Origin of the sequence: Pseudomonas paracarnis, assembly GCF_904063055.1 — a bacterium.
Taxonomy (GTDB): Bacteria; Pseudomonadota; Gammaproteobacteria; order Pseudomonadales; family Pseudomonadaceae; genus Aquipseudomonas; species Aquipseudomonas paracarnis.
In genome coordinates this window covers 357,360-370,913 of sequence record NZ_CAJFCN010000001.1, presented here as the reverse complement: position 1 = coordinate 370,913, position 13,554 = coordinate 357,360, and the positions used below count along the sequence as shown (strand labels likewise).

Sequence of the window (13,554 nt, the reverse complement as noted above, 5' to 3'; positions counted from 1 at the left end):
CAAGGGGTTTCGCTGCCGCCGCCTGAGGAGAAAATTAGAAATGACCTTCGTCGTCACCGACAACTGCATCAAGTGCAAGTACACCGACTGCGTAGAAGTCTGTCCGGTGGACTGCTTCTACGAAGGCCCGAATTTCCTGGTTATCCACCCGGATGAGTGCATCGACTGCGCCCTGTGTGAACCAGAATGCCCGGCCGTCGCGATTTTCTCCGAGGACGAAGTGCCTGCGGGCATGGAGCAATTCATTCAGTTGAACGTCGAGTTGGCAGACATCTGGCCAAACATCACTGAGCGCAAAGATCCGATGCCGGACGCCGCCGAATGGGATGGCAAGCCCAACAAGATTGAGCAACTAGAGCGCTAAAGCGCCACTGCCCAACAAAAAAAGGCCCTTGAGGGCCTTTTTTGCGTTCGGGTGCCTGGGTTCACTTTTCTACAGGCAAAAAAAGGGGCGGTATGACCCGCCCACATTTTTTCCCTAGTCCCTGTATTCCTTTTCATCATCCTGATGAATCGCATCCTGCGACGTTCCTTCAAACCATCGTTCCTTGATGGCTGTGCCAATCCGTGGACACAGGGCTGATGTTAGAGCGTTCCAAGGGAAGTTCAACGCGATCCCCACGGCGGGCTGACAAACGTTGCCGCTCGCCAGCATGAAAATAATCGTTATTTTTCAAATAGATAGATAATAGCTTCGTCGATTCAAGACGTACGCAACCGCTAAAAAAACCAAACACTTACGAAAAAGTAAGCGAATGCTTACACGTGCATTGCGCAAAGTAGCAACAAGCCCTTTTGGCGCCCCACCTGTAGGAGCGAGCTCGCTCGCGAAAAACCTGAGAGCACCACGGATCGTCAGGCTTTTCGCGTAACCGTTAAAGCCTAATCAATCGTCGCTCACGGTAATGGTCGGCATTGCCGGCGCCGTCGCTTCCTGCAAAACAATCCGCGCACCGACGTGACGGGCCAATTCCTGATAGATCATCGCGATCTGCCCATCGGCCTCTGCCGCGACGGTAGGTTTGCCACCATCGGCCTGCTCGCGAATCTCCATCGCCAATGGCAGCGATGCCAGCAGTTCAACGCCATATTGAGTAGCCAGCTTCTCTCCCCCACCTTCACCGAACAGATGCTCGGCATGCCCGCAGTTGGAACAGATGTGCACCGCCATGTTTTCCACGACGCCCAGCACCGGGATGTTGACCTTGCGGAACATCTCCACACCTTTCCTGGCGTCCAGCAGCGCCAGGTCCTGAGGCGTGGTGACAATCACCGCACCGGCCACCGGCACTTTCTGCGCCAGGGTCAGTTGAATGTCGCCGGTGCCTGGCGGCATGTCGATCACCAGGTAGTCGAGGTCGCCCCAAGCTGTTTGTGTGACCAGTTGCAGCAACGCACCGGAGACCATCGGCCCGCGCCAGACCATCGGTGTGTTGTCATCGGTGAGAAACGCCATGGACATCACTTCCACACCCAGCGACTCGATCGGTACAAACCATTTCTGATCCTTGACCTTCGGCCGTGTGCCTTCGGCGATGCCGAACATCACGCCCTGGCTCGGCCCGTAGATATCGGCATCGAGAATGCCCACGCGCGCCCCTTCCCGGGCCAAGGCCAGGGCCAGGTTGGCCGCGGTGGTGGATTTACCCACGCCACCCTTGCCGGAAGCCACCGCCACCACATTCTTGACGTTGGCCAGACCCGGGATCTGCGCCTGGGCCTTGTGCGGCGTGATCACGCATTGGATGTCGACCTTGGCCGAACCCACACCGTCGAGGCCCTCGATAGCCATTTGCAGCATCTGCGCCCAACCGCTTTTGAACAGGCCCGCGGCATAACCCAGTTGCAACTGCACCGACACCTGGTCGCCCTGGACCTCGATGGCACGTACACAGCCGGCACTGACCGGGTCCTGGTTCAAATAGGGGTCGGTGTACTGGCGAAGAACGGCTTCCACCGCTGCGCGATTGACGGCGCTCATGGGCTACTCCCGAAAAAAAGACTGACTGAAACAGGCGGCTATCCTAACCGTTCCAGCCGCCGAACGGCATGCTTTCGAAGGTACGGAAGATTCTGAAACAGCGTCACGGGGTGAAATAAATTTCCCGGCGCTTTATAGTGGCCGACCTCCGTTTCATCAAGTAGCCGAGCCCCATGTCCGAGCCACGCAAGATCCTCGTCACCAGCGCCCTGCCCTATGCCAATGGTTCGATCCATCTTGGCCATATGCTTGAGTACATCCAGACCGATATGTGGGTGCGCTTCCAGAAGCATCGCGGCAATCAATGCATTTATGTCTGCGCGGACGACGCCCACGGTTCGGCCATCATGTTGCGCGCCGAAAAGGAAGGCATCACCCCGGAACAGCTGATCGCCAATGTGCAGGCTGAACACAGCGCCGACTTTGCCGAGTTCCTGGTGGACTTCGACAATTTTCACTCGACCCACTCCGACGAAAACCGCGAGCTGTCGAGCCAGATCTACCTGCGGTTGAAGGAAGCCGGGCACATCGACCAACGTTCGGTGACCCAGTATTTCGACCCGGAAAAGAAAATGTTCCTGGCCGACCGTTTCATCAAGGGCACCTGCCCGAAATGCGGCACCGAAGACCAGTACGGCGACAACTGCGAAAAATGTGGTGCGACCTACGCACCGACCGACTTGAAGGATCCCAAGTCAGCGATCTCCGGCGCCACGCCGGTGCTCAAGGACTCGCAGCACTTCTTCTTCAAGCTCCCGGATTTCCAGCAAATGCTGCAAACCTGGACGCGCAGCGGCACCTTGCAGGACGCCGTGGCCAACAAACTCTCCGAATGGCTCGACAGTGGCCTGCAGCAGTGGGACATCTCCCGCGACGCGCCGTACTTCGGCTTCGAGATTCCGGGCGAGCCAGGCAAGTATTTCTATGTATGGCTGGACGCGCCGATCGGCTACATGGCCAGCTTCAAGAACCTGTGCGACCGCACCCCGCAGTTGGACTTCGACGCGTTCTGGGGCAAGGACTCCACCGCCGAGCTGTACCACTTCATCGGCAAGGACATCGTCAACTTCCACGCGCTGTTCTGGCCGGCAATGCTTGAAGGCTCGGGCTACCGCAAGCCGACCGGCATCGCCGTGCACGGCTACCTGACGGTCAACGGCCAGAAAATGTCCAAGTCCCGTGGCACCTTTATCAAGGCGCGCACCTACCTGGACCATCTGTCGCCGGAATACCTGCGCTATTACTACGCATCCAAGCTGGGCCGTGGTGTGGACGACCTGGACCTGAACCTGGAAGACTTCGTACAGAAGGTCAACTCGGACCTTGTAGGTAAAGTCGTCAACATCGCCAGCCGTTGCGCCGGGTTCATCCACAAGGGCAACGCCGGTGTACTGGTAGCCGAGAACGCCGCACCGGAACTGACCGACGCCTTCCTGGCCGCCGCGCCGAGCATCGCCGACGCTTATGAAGCCCGCGACTTTGCCCGCGCCATGCGCGAGATCATGGGCCTGGCCGACCGCGCCAACGCCTGGATCGCCGACAAGGCGCCATGGTCGCTGAACAAGCAGGAAGGCAAGGAAGCGGAGGTTCAGGCGATCTGCGCCACCGGGGTCAACCTGTTCCGTCAGTTGGTGATCTTCCTCAAGCCGGTGCTGCCATTGCTGGCCGCCGATGCCGAGGCGTTCCTCAACGTGGCGCCGTTGAGCTGGAACGATCACACCACCTTGCTCGGTAATCATCAGTTGAACGCGTTCAAGCCCTTGATGACCCGGATTGACCCGGTGAAAGTCCAGGCCATGACCGATGCTTCGAAAGAAGACCTGGTGGCCAGCCAGACCGATACCGGCCAATCCGCGCCGGCGGGCAATGGCGAGCTGGTCAAGGACCCGATTTCCCCGGAAATCGATTTCGACGCCTTTGCTGCCGTGGACCTGCGCGTGGCGCTGATCATCAAGGCCGAGGCCGTGGAAGGCGCCGACAAGCTGCTGCGCCTGACGCTGGATATCGGTGACGAACAGCGCAACGTGTTCTCCGGCATCAAGAGCGCTTACCCGGACCCGTCCAAGCTCGATGGTCGCCTGACCATGATGATCGCCAACCTCAAGCCACGAAAAATGAAGTTTGGCATTTCCGAAGGCATGGTGATGGCTGCGGGCCCTGGCGGCGAAGAAATCTACCTGCTGAGCCCGGACAGCGGTGCCAAGCCGGGTCAACGCATCAAGTAACCTCTGCAAAATGCCCCGCTGTTGCTACAGCGGGGCTTCTCAGCTTGCCCTCCTCCCTGGACCGGGCATCAACGCTATGATCACAGCATGAACCTCATTCAACGTATCGACGCGCTGCTGCCGCAGACTCAATGCGGCAAGTGCGGGCACCCGGGCTGCAAGCCCTACGCAGAAGGCATCGCTAAAGGCGAAGCCATCAACAAGTGCCCGCCCGGTGGGCAGGAAACCATTGCCGGGCTCGCGCAACTGCTGCGCCTGCCGGTACTGGAGCTGGACACCAGCCGTGGAGATGCGCCTGCGCAAGTCGCCTATATCCGCGAGGCCGAATGCATCGGCTGTACCAAATGCATCCAGGCCTGCCCGGTGGACGCCATTGTGGGTGCCGCCAAGTTGATGCACACCGTGATTGTCGACGAGTGCACCGGTTGCGACCTGTGCGTTGCGCCTTGCCCTGTCGACTGTATCGAGATGCGCCCACTTGCTGACGTTCTGCCTATCGTCGGTGACTTGGCCAGCAACGATGATGAACGGCGTGTACGCGACCGCAAACGCAACCGGGCGCGGCGGCGCTTCGAGCAACGTAACGCCCGCCTGCAACGTGAAGAAGCCTACAAGCTCGCCGAACGCCTGGCACGAGCCAAGCGCACAGCGCCGATGGAGGTGGCACCGGTTGATAACACTCAGGCCGCTCAGGACGCTGCGATCAAGCAGGCCAAAAGCAGCGTCGCCATGAGTCGCGCTCAGTTGCACAAATCCTTGAAAGCGTTTGGGCATCCGCCGACCTTTGAGCAACAGTCGCAATTGATTATGCTGCAGCGACAGTTCGAGGCATCCGAGCAGGCGCTTGCCGCACTGGAGGCCAACAGCTCACCGCAGCCACCAAAGACGACCACTAAAAGCGCCGAGTTCAAGCGCGCACAAATCCAGCTGGCCATGCGCCGTGCAGCGTTGAAAAAGGCTCAGGATCACCATGCCGACGAGCATCAATTGGCAACCTTGAAAGCCGCATTGAATGCTGCCGAGCAAACGCTGCAAGATGCCGAGGCCAACGGCTGACCCAGTGCGCTGTGTATTGCTAACATCACGCCGACCGCCTGCAAGGAAACGCCTGTCCCTATGAATGCCGCAAAACGCCTGGAAATCTTCCGCAGGTTTCACGAAGACAATCCGGAACCGAAAACCGAACTGGCCTACTCCTCACCGTTCGAATTACTGATTGCGGTGATCCTATCGGCTCAATCCACAGACGTAGGCGTTAACAAGGCCACGGCGAAGTTGTACCCCGTGGCCAATACACCCGCCGCGATTTACGCCCTGGGTGTGGAAGGCTTGTCCGAATACATCAAAACCATCGGCCTGTATAACAGCAAGGCCAAGAATGTGATCGAAACGTGCCGCCTGTTGTTGGAGCTGCATGGGGGTGAGGTGCCACAAACCCGCGAAGCCCTCGAAGCCTTGCCAGGCGTGGGCCGCAAAACGGCGAACGTGGTGCTCAATACGGCGTTTCGGCAGTTGACCATGGCGGTGGACACGCACATTTTCCGCGTCAGCAACCGAACCGGCATTGCACGGGGCAAGAATGTGGTTGAGGTGGAAAAGCAATTGATGAAGTTCGTGCCCAAGCCCTATTTGCTCGACTCCCACCATTGGCTGATCCTGCACGGACGCTACGTTTGCCAGGCCCGCAAGCCGCGCTGCGGCAGCTGCCGTATCGAAGACTTGTGCGAATACAAGGACAAGACCTCCGACGATTGAGCGATCATTGCTTTTTGTGATCAGGCGATTGAAAAAATCTTTTTTACCCGTTCGCGGATTATCGCTATAAGGAGCCCCAACGGCAGTCTTAGCCTGGAGTTGACCTTATGAGCGCTGGCAACGAACAACTGGAAGTGGAAGACGACCTCGTTGAGTCGGATGACGATGTGGTAGAGGCACCTGTGGCAGAGGTGGCCAAGACCAATTTAAGCAAACGCCGCACTATCGACAATCTTCTGGAAGAGCGACGCTTGCAAAAACAGCTGGCCGATTACGACTTCGATCTCTGATCGAGCCGTTGGCGGCCGGAAGCCTCCCTGACGGAGGCTTTTTTCTGCCGGTTACACGGGTATTCAAGAGATGCAATATCCTCCTAGACCAGGCCGTTGCGCTGGGCCAGTTCGATCAAGTCCACGAGGGACCTGGCATTGAGCTTGAGCAGCAAGCGCGTCTTGTAGGTACTGACGGTTTTGTTGCTGAGGAACATGCCATCGGCAATCTCCTTGTTGGTTTTGCCACGGGCCAGTTGCTGCAGCACCATCATCTCCCGCCCCGATAAGCGTTCGACCATGTCGGCTTCACTGGCATTGCCCATGGTTGACCGCACTGAGTTGAGCGCCTGGTTCGGGAAATAGCTATAGCCGGAAAGCACCGCCTTGATGGCACTGAGCAACTCTGTCAGATCCTGCTGCTTGCACACATAGCCGGCGGCACCCGCCTGCATGCAGCGCATGGAAAAATGGCCAGGCGCCTGGGACGTCAGCACCAGCACCTTGAACGAGACGGCTTGCTTGGTCGAAGCCAGCCGACAAATAACTTCCAAGCCGTCGAGCTTGGGGATTCCGATATCCAGTATCACAATATCCGGCATATGTTCCCGTGCAAGTTGCAACGCATCGACACCGTTATCAGTCTCGGCAACGACCTCATAACCATGACGCTCCATTAGCATGCGCACAGCAAGACGAATGACGGGATGATCATCCACGATCAGCACTTTATTCATGAGAAAGTCCAATTTCGCTGTTCGAATTATTTAGAGCAAACACAATAGCCTAGTCGATTACTAGTTGGCATAGCATTCCACCCCGAGCAAGAGCAGGCAGAGACCCAACCCACAAGAAGATAGGAATTAACCTACAAAAACTCGCCAACTTAGATGCATGTAGCTTTATGGTTGCTTTCAGACCTTTCCCGGCGCGCACATATTTTGAGTGAAATGTCTGGGGCATGAGCCCCTGAAGGTAAACGTGCCGCACAAGACTTTCAGGAAATGCCCCTTGCTTGTCGCAATGACGCCCGCAAACCGACCCGGAAAAACCGTCCGCATTAGTTCCATTTAACATATTTCAACACTTCCGCAATTCCTACAGAAAATTCAACAACTCACATCTCCATTGCAACTACATGAGTGAATTTTCTGTCAGACATAGTTCCTCCCCAGATGTAAAAAATGTTTCAGCCTTAAAAAAAGATAAACCGGTAAATAATTGCGCAAGTTACGAAAAAACCTTAAACACACGCTAAACGCTAATAAACAGTGCGACATCTAAAATCCAGGCAAAAAAAATGGCCCCTTGCATAAGGGGCCATTTTTCACGACAGGCGCACGGTTCAGAACAACGAGCGGCCCTTGTTGGCAGCAATGCGCATGCGCAGTGCGTTCAACTTGATGAAGCCTGCCGCGTCCGCCTGATTGTAGGCCCCGCCGTCTTCTTCGAAGGTGGCGATGTTGGAGTCGAACAGCGACTCATCGGACTTGCGGCCGGTGACGATCACGTTGCCCTTGTACAGCTTCAGGCGCACAACACCGTTCACATGAGCCTGGGAGGCGTCGATCATCTGTTGCAGCATCAGACGCTCAGGGCTCCACCAGTAACCGGTGTAGATCAGGCTGGCGTACTTGGGCATCAGCTCGTCTTTGAGGTGAGCGACTTCGCGGTCCAGGGTGATGGATTCGATGGCGCGGTGGGCGCGCAGCATGATGGTGCCACCTGGGGTTTCGTAGCAGCCACGGGACTTCATGCCCACGTAACGGTTCTCGACGATGTCGAGACGGCCGATACCATGCTGACCGCCGATACGGTTCAGGGTCGCCAGTACGGTGGCCGGGGTCATTTCAACGCCGTCCAGCGCAACGATGTCGCCGTTGCGGTAAGTCAGTTCCAGGTACTGCGCCTTGTCTGGAGCGTTCTCCGGGGAGACGGTCCATTTCCACATGTCTTCTTCGTGCTCGGTCCAGGTGTCTTCCAGCACGCCGCCTTCATAGGAGATGTGCAGCAGGTTGGCGTCCATTGAGTACGGCGACTTCTTCTTGCCGTGGCGCTCGATCGGGATGGCGTGCTTTTCAGCGTAATCCATCAGCTTTTCACGGGACAGCAGGTCCCATTCCCGCCACGGCGCAATGACTTTCACCCCTGGCTTGAGTGCGTACGCACCCAGTTCGAAACGGACCTGGTCGTTGCCCTTGCCGGTGGCGCCATGGGAAATGGCGTCGGCGCCGGTTTCGTTGGCGATCTCGATCAGGCGCTTGGCGATCAGTGGACGTGCGATGGAGGTACCCAGCAGGTACTCACCTTCGTAGACAGTGTTGGCGCGAAACATCGGGAAGACGAAATCGCGGACGAACTCTTCGCGCAGGTCGTCAATGTAGATCTCTTTCACGCCCATGGCTTGCGCCTTGGCACGTGCAGGCTCGACCTCTTCACCCTGACCCAGGTCAGCGGTGAAGGTCACCACTTCACAGTTATAAGTATCCTGCAGCCACTTGAGGATCACCGAAGTGTCCAGGCCGCCGGAATACGCGAGAACGACCTTGTTTACGTCGGCCATGCCATCACTCCACGGGGTTGTACGGAAAGGCGACGATTCTACCGATCAAAACCGTGAAATTACAGGGGCGCGACAGCAAATGAAGATAAAGCGACAGATTATGTCGAGTGGGCGACCGATGGTCGCCCTTATGAGGTAGCCGCCGGGTTGCTTGGCGCAATGGTCTGGGGCGCCGGTTTCTCGGGGGCAGCCACGCGCTCCAGCTGAATATTCACACGGCGGTTACGCGCACGGTTGGCGGCATTGGTGTTGGGCGCCAAGGGGTAGCTTTCGCCATGGAAGCGCATCGTGATTTGCGATTCCTGAATGCCGTTGGCCTTGAAGTAGTCCATCACCGCCAGGGCGCGGCGCCGTGAGACGTCACGGTTGGTCAGGCGATTGCCACTGTTATCGGAATGACCGTTCAACTCGACATGATTGACCGTGGGATCGGCTTTCATGAATGCCAGGATCACCGACAACTTCTTCTTGGCCGCCGCGTCCAGCTCAATACCACCACCGGGGAAGCCCACTTCAGTCTGTTTGACCTGGTCGTAATTCATGGGCAGCAGCTTGGTGGTGCACACCTGATAATCGTTGTACGCCTTGTTGAACTTCACAGGCAGCAGGCGAATTTCCGAGTAGCCGCCTTGACGCCCGTAATGCCGCACGGTCGGGCTGCGCCCTTCAAGCAAACCCGTGAACAGGCGGCCGGCCTGGGCCTGGGAGCTATTGAACAGGACGTCGCCGCTGCCGACACGCACGGCTCCAAGGTTGATATCACCTCGGCCCGGCTGCCACGGCGCGGCCGCGGCCAATAAGGTTGCCGAGCCGGCGCCAAGGGTGCCGCCATAGGTTTTCAGACGAAACGTCGCCTGTTCGCCGGCCCGGCGTACGAATTCACCGGAACCGAAATCGCTGATCGGCTGGGTCAGGCGGCACTCGAACTGATCGCCCTCTACCTTCCACTCAATATTCTCCAGACGTGTCTGGAACGTGAGGGCAGCCGCAGGCAGGCTGGCGAACACACTGAGCAGGGCTAGATAATACTGGCGCACGGGAGGCTCCACTGGTTTCTACAACACTTCAAAGCGTCATACATCGTTAAGGCATACCCGGAGATATCGGTAGCATCCGGCAAAACTTGATAGCGAGTGCCTGCAAGAGTCTTTTCCGGTAGCATTCCCACCAGATTGACCCGCCTGGAATCCCCAATGTCCGACCGCCTGACCCTGCTGCGTCCCGACGACTGGCATATTCATCTTCGCGATGGTGCTGCGTTACCTCAAACCGTGGCCGATGTCGCGCGCACGTTTGGCCGCGCCATCATCATGCCTAACCTCGTACCTCCGGTGCGCAATGCCGCAGAAGCCGACGCCTATCGCCAGCGCATCCTCGCTGCGCGACCGGCCGGCAGCCGCTTCGAACCGTTGATGGTGCTCTACCTCACCGACCGCACCCAGCCTGAAGAAATCCGTGAAGCCAAGGCCAGCGGTTACGTGCACGCCGCCAAGCTGTACCCGGCAGGCGCGACCACCAACTCCGATTCCGGCGTGACCAGCATCGATAAGATCCTGCCGGCAATCGAAGCCATGGCGGAGGTCGGCATGCCATTGCTGATCCACGGGGAAGTCACCCGTGGCGATGTGGACGTGTTCGATCGCGAAAAAATCTTCATCGATGAACACATGCGTCGTGTGGTCGAGCTGTTCCCCACGCTCAAGGTGGTGTTTGAACACATCACCACCGCCGATGCGGTGCAGTTCGTCAGCGAGGCGTCGGCCAACGTTGGCGCGACCATCACGGCCCATCACCTGCTCTACAACCGCAACCACATGCTGGTGGGCGGGATTCGGCCGCACTTCTACTGCCTGCCGATCCTCAAACGCAACACCCATCAGGTAGCCCTGCTGGATGCCGCCACCAGCGGCAACCCGAAGTTCTTCCTCGGCACCGACTCGGCGCCCCACGCCCAGCACGCCAAGGAAGCCGCATGCGGCTGCGCCGGCTGCTACACCGCGTTTGCCGCCATCGAGTTGTACGCCGAAGCGTTTGAACAACGTAATGCTCTGGACAAGCTCGAAGGTTTCGCCAGCCTCAACGGCCCGCGTTTCTACGGCCTGCCGGCGAATACCGACCGCATTACCCTGGTTCGTGAAGACTGGACCGCCCCTGCCAGCCTGCCGTTTGGCGAGCTGACCGTTATCCCGCTGCGCGCCGGTGAAACACTGCGCTGGCGCCTGCTGGAGGAAAGCAAGTGAGTGAAGACCATTACGACGACGAACAAGAGCACGGCGGTGGTGGCTCGCGCCATCCGATGGCCGAGCGTTTTCGCGGCTATCTGCCGGTCGTCATCGACGTAGAAACCGGTGGTTTCAACTGCGCCACCGATGCCTTGCTGGAAATTGCCGCAACCACCATCGGCATGGACGAACAGGGCTTTGTGTACCCGGAGCACACCCATTTCTTTCGCGTCGAGCCGTTTGAAGGCGCCAATATCGAAGCCGCTGCCCTGGAATTCACCGGGATCAAGCTCGACCACCCACTGCGCATGGCGGTAAGTGAAGAAGCGGCGCTGACCGACATCTTCCGTGGCGTGCGCAAGGCATTGAAGGCCAATGGCTGCAAACGTGCGATCCTGGTCGGCCACAACAGCAGTTTCGACCTGGGCTTCCTGAACGCCGCCGTGGCGCGGTTGGACATGAAGCGCAACCCGTTTCATCCGTTCTCCAGTTTCGACACCGCAACGCTTGCCGGCCTGGCCTACGGTCAGACCGTTCTGGCCAAAGCCTGCCAGGCGGCCGGTATCGACTTTGACGGGCGTGAAGCCCACTCGGCCCGCTACGACACCGAGAAGACCGCCGAGCTGTTCTGCGGCATCGTCAACCGCTGGAAGCAGATGGGCGGCTGGGAAGACTTCAACGACTGAAGTCAAATCCCGCGCATAAAAAAACCGGCCTTTTCAGGCCGGTTTTTTTTACCGTGACGTTGGCTTACAGCTTGCCAGCGTTCTCGGTCAGGTAAGCCGCAACGCCTTCTGGCGAAGCGTTCATGCCTTTGTCGCCTTTTTTCCAGTTGGCAGGGCAGACTTCGCCGTGCTCTTCGTGGAATTGCAGCGCGTCGACCAGGCGGATCAGCTCTTCCATGTTACGGCCCAGCGGCAGGTCGTTGATGATCTGCGAGCGCACAACGCCCTTGTCATCGATGAGGAACGCGCCACGGAACGCCACGCCGCCTTCGGACTCAACGTCGTAGGCCTTGGCGATGTCGTGCTTCATGTCGGCAGCCATGGTGTATTTGACTTTACCGATACCGCCGTCATTGATGGCGGTGTTGCGCCAGGCGTTGTGGGTGAAATGGGAGTCGATGGAAACCGCGACCACTTCAACGTTGCGCGCCTTGAAATCGTCCATGCGGTGGTCCAGGGCGATCAGCTCCGAAGGGCAGACGAAGGTGAAGTCCAGCGGGTAGAAGAACACCAGGCCGTATTTGCCTTTGATGGCTTCAGACAGCTTGAAGCTGTCTACGATTTCGCCATTGCCGAGGACGGCTGGTACGTCGAAATCCGGGGCTTGTTTACCGACGAGTACGCTCATTGGATATCTCCTGATATAGGGGTGACGATTGAAGTAAAAGGACCGGTCGAGTCTGCCTGTGGAAACAGACAGAAATATGACGCAATCACGCTTCGTGAAGACCGACCATCATACACCGAAAAAACCGTTCGTCAGCGCACGGGCAATTCCCCCCGGATTGCTGCTGAAACTATTTTGACAATCATTCTCGTTAACATTAAGATCCATCGCACTTAAGCCATAAACCCGCGACGGTTCTCACTTATGTATGTCTGCCTCTGCACTGGCGTCACCGACGGACAAATCCGCGAAGCAATCTATGAAGGTTGCTGCAGCTACAAAGAAGTGCGTGAAACCACCGGCGTTGCCAGCCAGTGCGGCAAATGTGCTTGCCTGGCCAAGCAAGTGGTACGGGAAACCCTGACGCAGCTGCAAACAGCCCAGGCCGCGCTCCCCTACCCAGCAGAATTTAAACACGCCTGAATAGGCATGTTTTGAAGAACCGGACCTAGTGTCCGGTTTTTTTATGCCATCAATTCAAATAGTTAGCGCCAAGACGCGGAACACAAACATTCTTATTCCGATTAATTTTCATTTATTATTCAATAACTTAGGTTTGACACTAGGATTTTCACCGCTCAGACTCCGCCCTATACACAGCTATTACAGGGCAGGACCCCAGTCATGAAAGGCGACATCTCAGTCATCCAGCAACTCAACAAAATCCTTGCCAATGAACTGGTCGCGATCAATCAGTACTTTCTGCATGCGCGCATGTACGACGATTGGGGCCTGGAAAAGCTCGGCAAGCGTGAATACAAAGAGTCGATCAAGGCCATGAAGGACGCCGACGCGCTGATCAAGCGCATCCTGTTCCTGGAAGGCCTGCCGAACGTACAGGACTTGGGCAAGCTGAACATCGGCGAGCACACCCAGGAAATGATCAGCAGCGACCTGGGCTTCGAGCGCAAGAGCCACAGCGATCTGAAAGCCGCTATCGCTCACTGCGAAACCAAGGGCGATTTCGGCAGCCGTGAACTGCTGGAAGATATCCTGGAAGATCAGGAAGAGCATATCGACTGGCTTGAAACCCAGTTGGGCCTGATCGACAAGGTCAGCCTGGAGAATTACCTGCAATCGCAGATGGGCGAATAACTGCGCTCGCTCCTAAAGAAAAGCTCAAAAAAAGCCCCGCTCTCTTGTGAGA

At 57.5% G+C, this 13,554-nt stretch carries 14 protein-coding genes; 9 read left to right on the top strand and 5 right to left on the bottom strand.

Translation table 11 applies throughout. The features are described from left to right. Nucleotides 1–40: 40 nt before the first annotated feature. Entirely contained in the window at nucleotides 41–364 is a 324-nt protein-coding gene (gene fdxA, locus JMV15_RS01605; RefSeq protein WP_014717148.1) for a ferredoxin FdxA, read from the top strand. A gap of 522 nt (nucleotides 365–886) precedes the next feature. On the opposite strand, the gene apbC is transcribed toward fdxA, so the two are convergent. Beyond that, on the bottom strand, nucleotides 887–1,981 hold the full coding sequence (gene apbC / locus JMV15_RS01600; protein ID WP_014717147.1) for an iron-sulfur cluster carrier protein ApbC: 1,095 nt from the start codon (nucleotides 1,979–1,981) through the stop codon (nucleotides 887–889). 173 nt (nucleotides 1,982–2,154) lie between these two features. On the opposite strand from apbC, the gene metG reads away from it, so the two are divergent. From metG to JMV15_RS01580, 4 genes are all read left to right on the top strand, one after another. After that, nucleotides 2,155–4,206, top strand: a complete 2,052-nt coding sequence (gene metG, locus JMV15_RS01595; RefSeq protein WP_060767092.1) for a methionine--tRNA ligase — start codon at nucleotides 2,155–2,157, stop codon at nucleotides 4,204–4,206. Between the two features lie 87 nt (nucleotides 4,207–4,293). After that, complete coding sequence (rsxB, locus tag JMV15_RS01590) at nucleotides 4,294–5,262, top strand: electron transport complex subunit RsxB (protein WP_201491238.1); 969 nt, start codon at nucleotides 4,294–4,296, stop codon at nucleotides 5,260–5,262. Between the two features lie 60 nt (nucleotides 5,263–5,322). Beyond that, entirely contained in the window at nucleotides 5,323–5,961 is a 639-nt protein-coding gene (nth, locus tag JMV15_RS01585; protein WP_003188989.1) for an endonuclease III, read from the top strand. A gap of 107 nt (nucleotides 5,962–6,068) precedes the next feature. Beyond that, nucleotides 6,069–6,251, top strand: a complete 183-nt coding sequence (locus JMV15_RS01580) for a PA3496 family putative envelope integrity protein (RefSeq protein ID WP_014717144.1) — start codon at nucleotides 6,069–6,071, stop codon at nucleotides 6,249–6,251. Between the two features lie 83 nt (nucleotides 6,252–6,334). Here the strand turns inward: JMV15_RS01580 and JMV15_RS01575 are convergent, their stop codons facing one another. The 3 genes from JMV15_RS01575 to JMV15_RS01565 form a co-directional block, all read right to left on the bottom strand. Beyond that, complete coding sequence (locus tag JMV15_RS01575; RefSeq protein ID WP_003188986.1) at nucleotides 6,335–6,967, bottom strand: response regulator transcription factor; 633 nt, start codon at nucleotides 6,965–6,967, stop codon at nucleotides 6,335–6,337. A gap of 608 nt (nucleotides 6,968–7,575) precedes the next feature. After that, nucleotides 7,576–8,793, bottom strand: a complete 1,218-nt coding sequence (locus JMV15_RS01570; RefSeq protein ID WP_003188984.1) for an argininosuccinate synthase — start codon at nucleotides 8,791–8,793, stop codon at nucleotides 7,576–7,578. Between the two features lie 128 nt (nucleotides 8,794–8,921). Then, nucleotides 8,922–9,830, bottom strand: a complete 909-nt coding sequence (locus JMV15_RS01565) for a flagellar protein MotY (RefSeq protein WP_019817696.1) — start codon at nucleotides 9,828–9,830, stop codon at nucleotides 8,922–8,924. A gap of 156 nt (nucleotides 9,831–9,986) precedes the next feature. Here JMV15_RS01565 and pyrC point away from each other — a divergent pair, with 156 nt between their 5' ends. After that, nucleotides 9,987–11,033, top strand: coding sequence for a dihydroorotase (gene pyrC / locus JMV15_RS01560; RefSeq protein ID WP_014717142.1), 1,047 nt, complete (start codon nucleotides 9,987–9,989; stop codon nucleotides 11,031–11,033). Further along, a complete protein-coding gene (gene rnt / locus JMV15_RS01555; protein WP_003188980.1) occupies nucleotides 11,030–11,701 on the top strand; it encodes a ribonuclease T in 672 nt (223 codons plus the stop codon). Before pyrC ends, rnt begins: the two co-directional genes overlap by 4 nt. A gap of 64 nt (nucleotides 11,702–11,765) precedes the next feature. Here rnt and JMV15_RS01550 read toward each other — a convergent pair whose 3' ends face one another. After that, a complete protein-coding gene (locus JMV15_RS01550) occupies nucleotides 11,766–12,368 on the bottom strand; it encodes a peroxiredoxin (RefSeq protein WP_003172097.1) in 603 nt (200 codons plus the stop codon). 243 nt (nucleotides 12,369–12,611) lie between these two features. Here JMV15_RS01550 and JMV15_RS01545 point away from each other — a divergent pair, with 243 nt between their 5' ends. Together JMV15_RS01545 and bfr are read left to right on the top strand one after the other, a co-directional pair. Then, nucleotides 12,612–12,830, top strand: coding sequence for a bacterioferritin-associated ferredoxin (locus JMV15_RS01545; RefSeq protein WP_003188977.1), 219 nt, complete (start codon nucleotides 12,612–12,614; stop codon nucleotides 12,828–12,830). 201 nt (nucleotides 12,831–13,031) lie between these two features. Beyond that, on the top strand, nucleotides 13,032–13,502 hold the full coding sequence (bfr, locus tag JMV15_RS01540; protein WP_012722487.1) for a bacterioferritin: 471 nt from the start codon (nucleotides 13,032–13,034) through the stop codon (nucleotides 13,500–13,502). Nucleotides 13,503–13,554: the final 52 nt, after the last annotated feature.

Coding starts and splice junctions, on each gene's coding strand:
- fdxA (WP_014717148.1), top strand. CDS start 41: ATGACCTTCGTCGTCACCGACAACTGCATCAAGTGCAAGTACACCGAC.
- apbC (WP_014717147.1), bottom strand. CDS start 1,981: ATGAGCGCCGTCAATCGCGCAGCGGTGGAAGCCGTTCTTCGCCAGTAC.
- metG (WP_060767092.1), top strand. CDS start 2,155: ATGTCCGAGCCACGCAAGATCCTCGTCACCAGCGCCCTGCCCTATGCC.
- rsxB (WP_201491238.1), top strand. CDS start 4,294: ATGAACCTCATTCAACGTATCGACGCGCTGCTGCCGCAGACTCAATGC.
- nth (WP_003188989.1), top strand. CDS start 5,323: ATGAATGCCGCAAAACGCCTGGAAATCTTCCGCAGGTTTCACGAAGAC.
- JMV15_RS01580 (WP_014717144.1), top strand. CDS start 6,069: ATGAGCGCTGGCAACGAACAACTGGAAGTGGAAGACGACCTCGTTGAG.
- JMV15_RS01575 (WP_003188986.1), bottom strand. CDS start 6,967: ATGAATAAAGTGCTGATCGTGGATGATCATCCCGTCATTCGTCTTGCT.
- JMV15_RS01570 (WP_003188984.1), bottom strand. CDS start 8,793: ATGGCCGACGTAAACAAGGTCGTTCTCGCGTATTCCGGCGGCCTGGAC.
- pyrC (WP_014717142.1), top strand. CDS start 9,987: ATGTCCGACCGCCTGACCCTGCTGCGTCCCGACGACTGGCATATTCAT.
- JMV15_RS01550 (WP_003172097.1), bottom strand. CDS start 12,368: ATGAGCGTACTCGTCGGTAAACAAGCCCCGGATTTCGACGTACCAGCC.
- JMV15_RS01545 (WP_003188977.1), top strand. CDS start 12,612: ATGTATGTCTGCCTCTGCACTGGCGTCACCGACGGACAAATCCGCGAA.
- bfr (WP_012722487.1), top strand. CDS start 13,032: ATGAAAGGCGACATCTCAGTCATCCAGCAACTCAACAAAATCCTTGCC.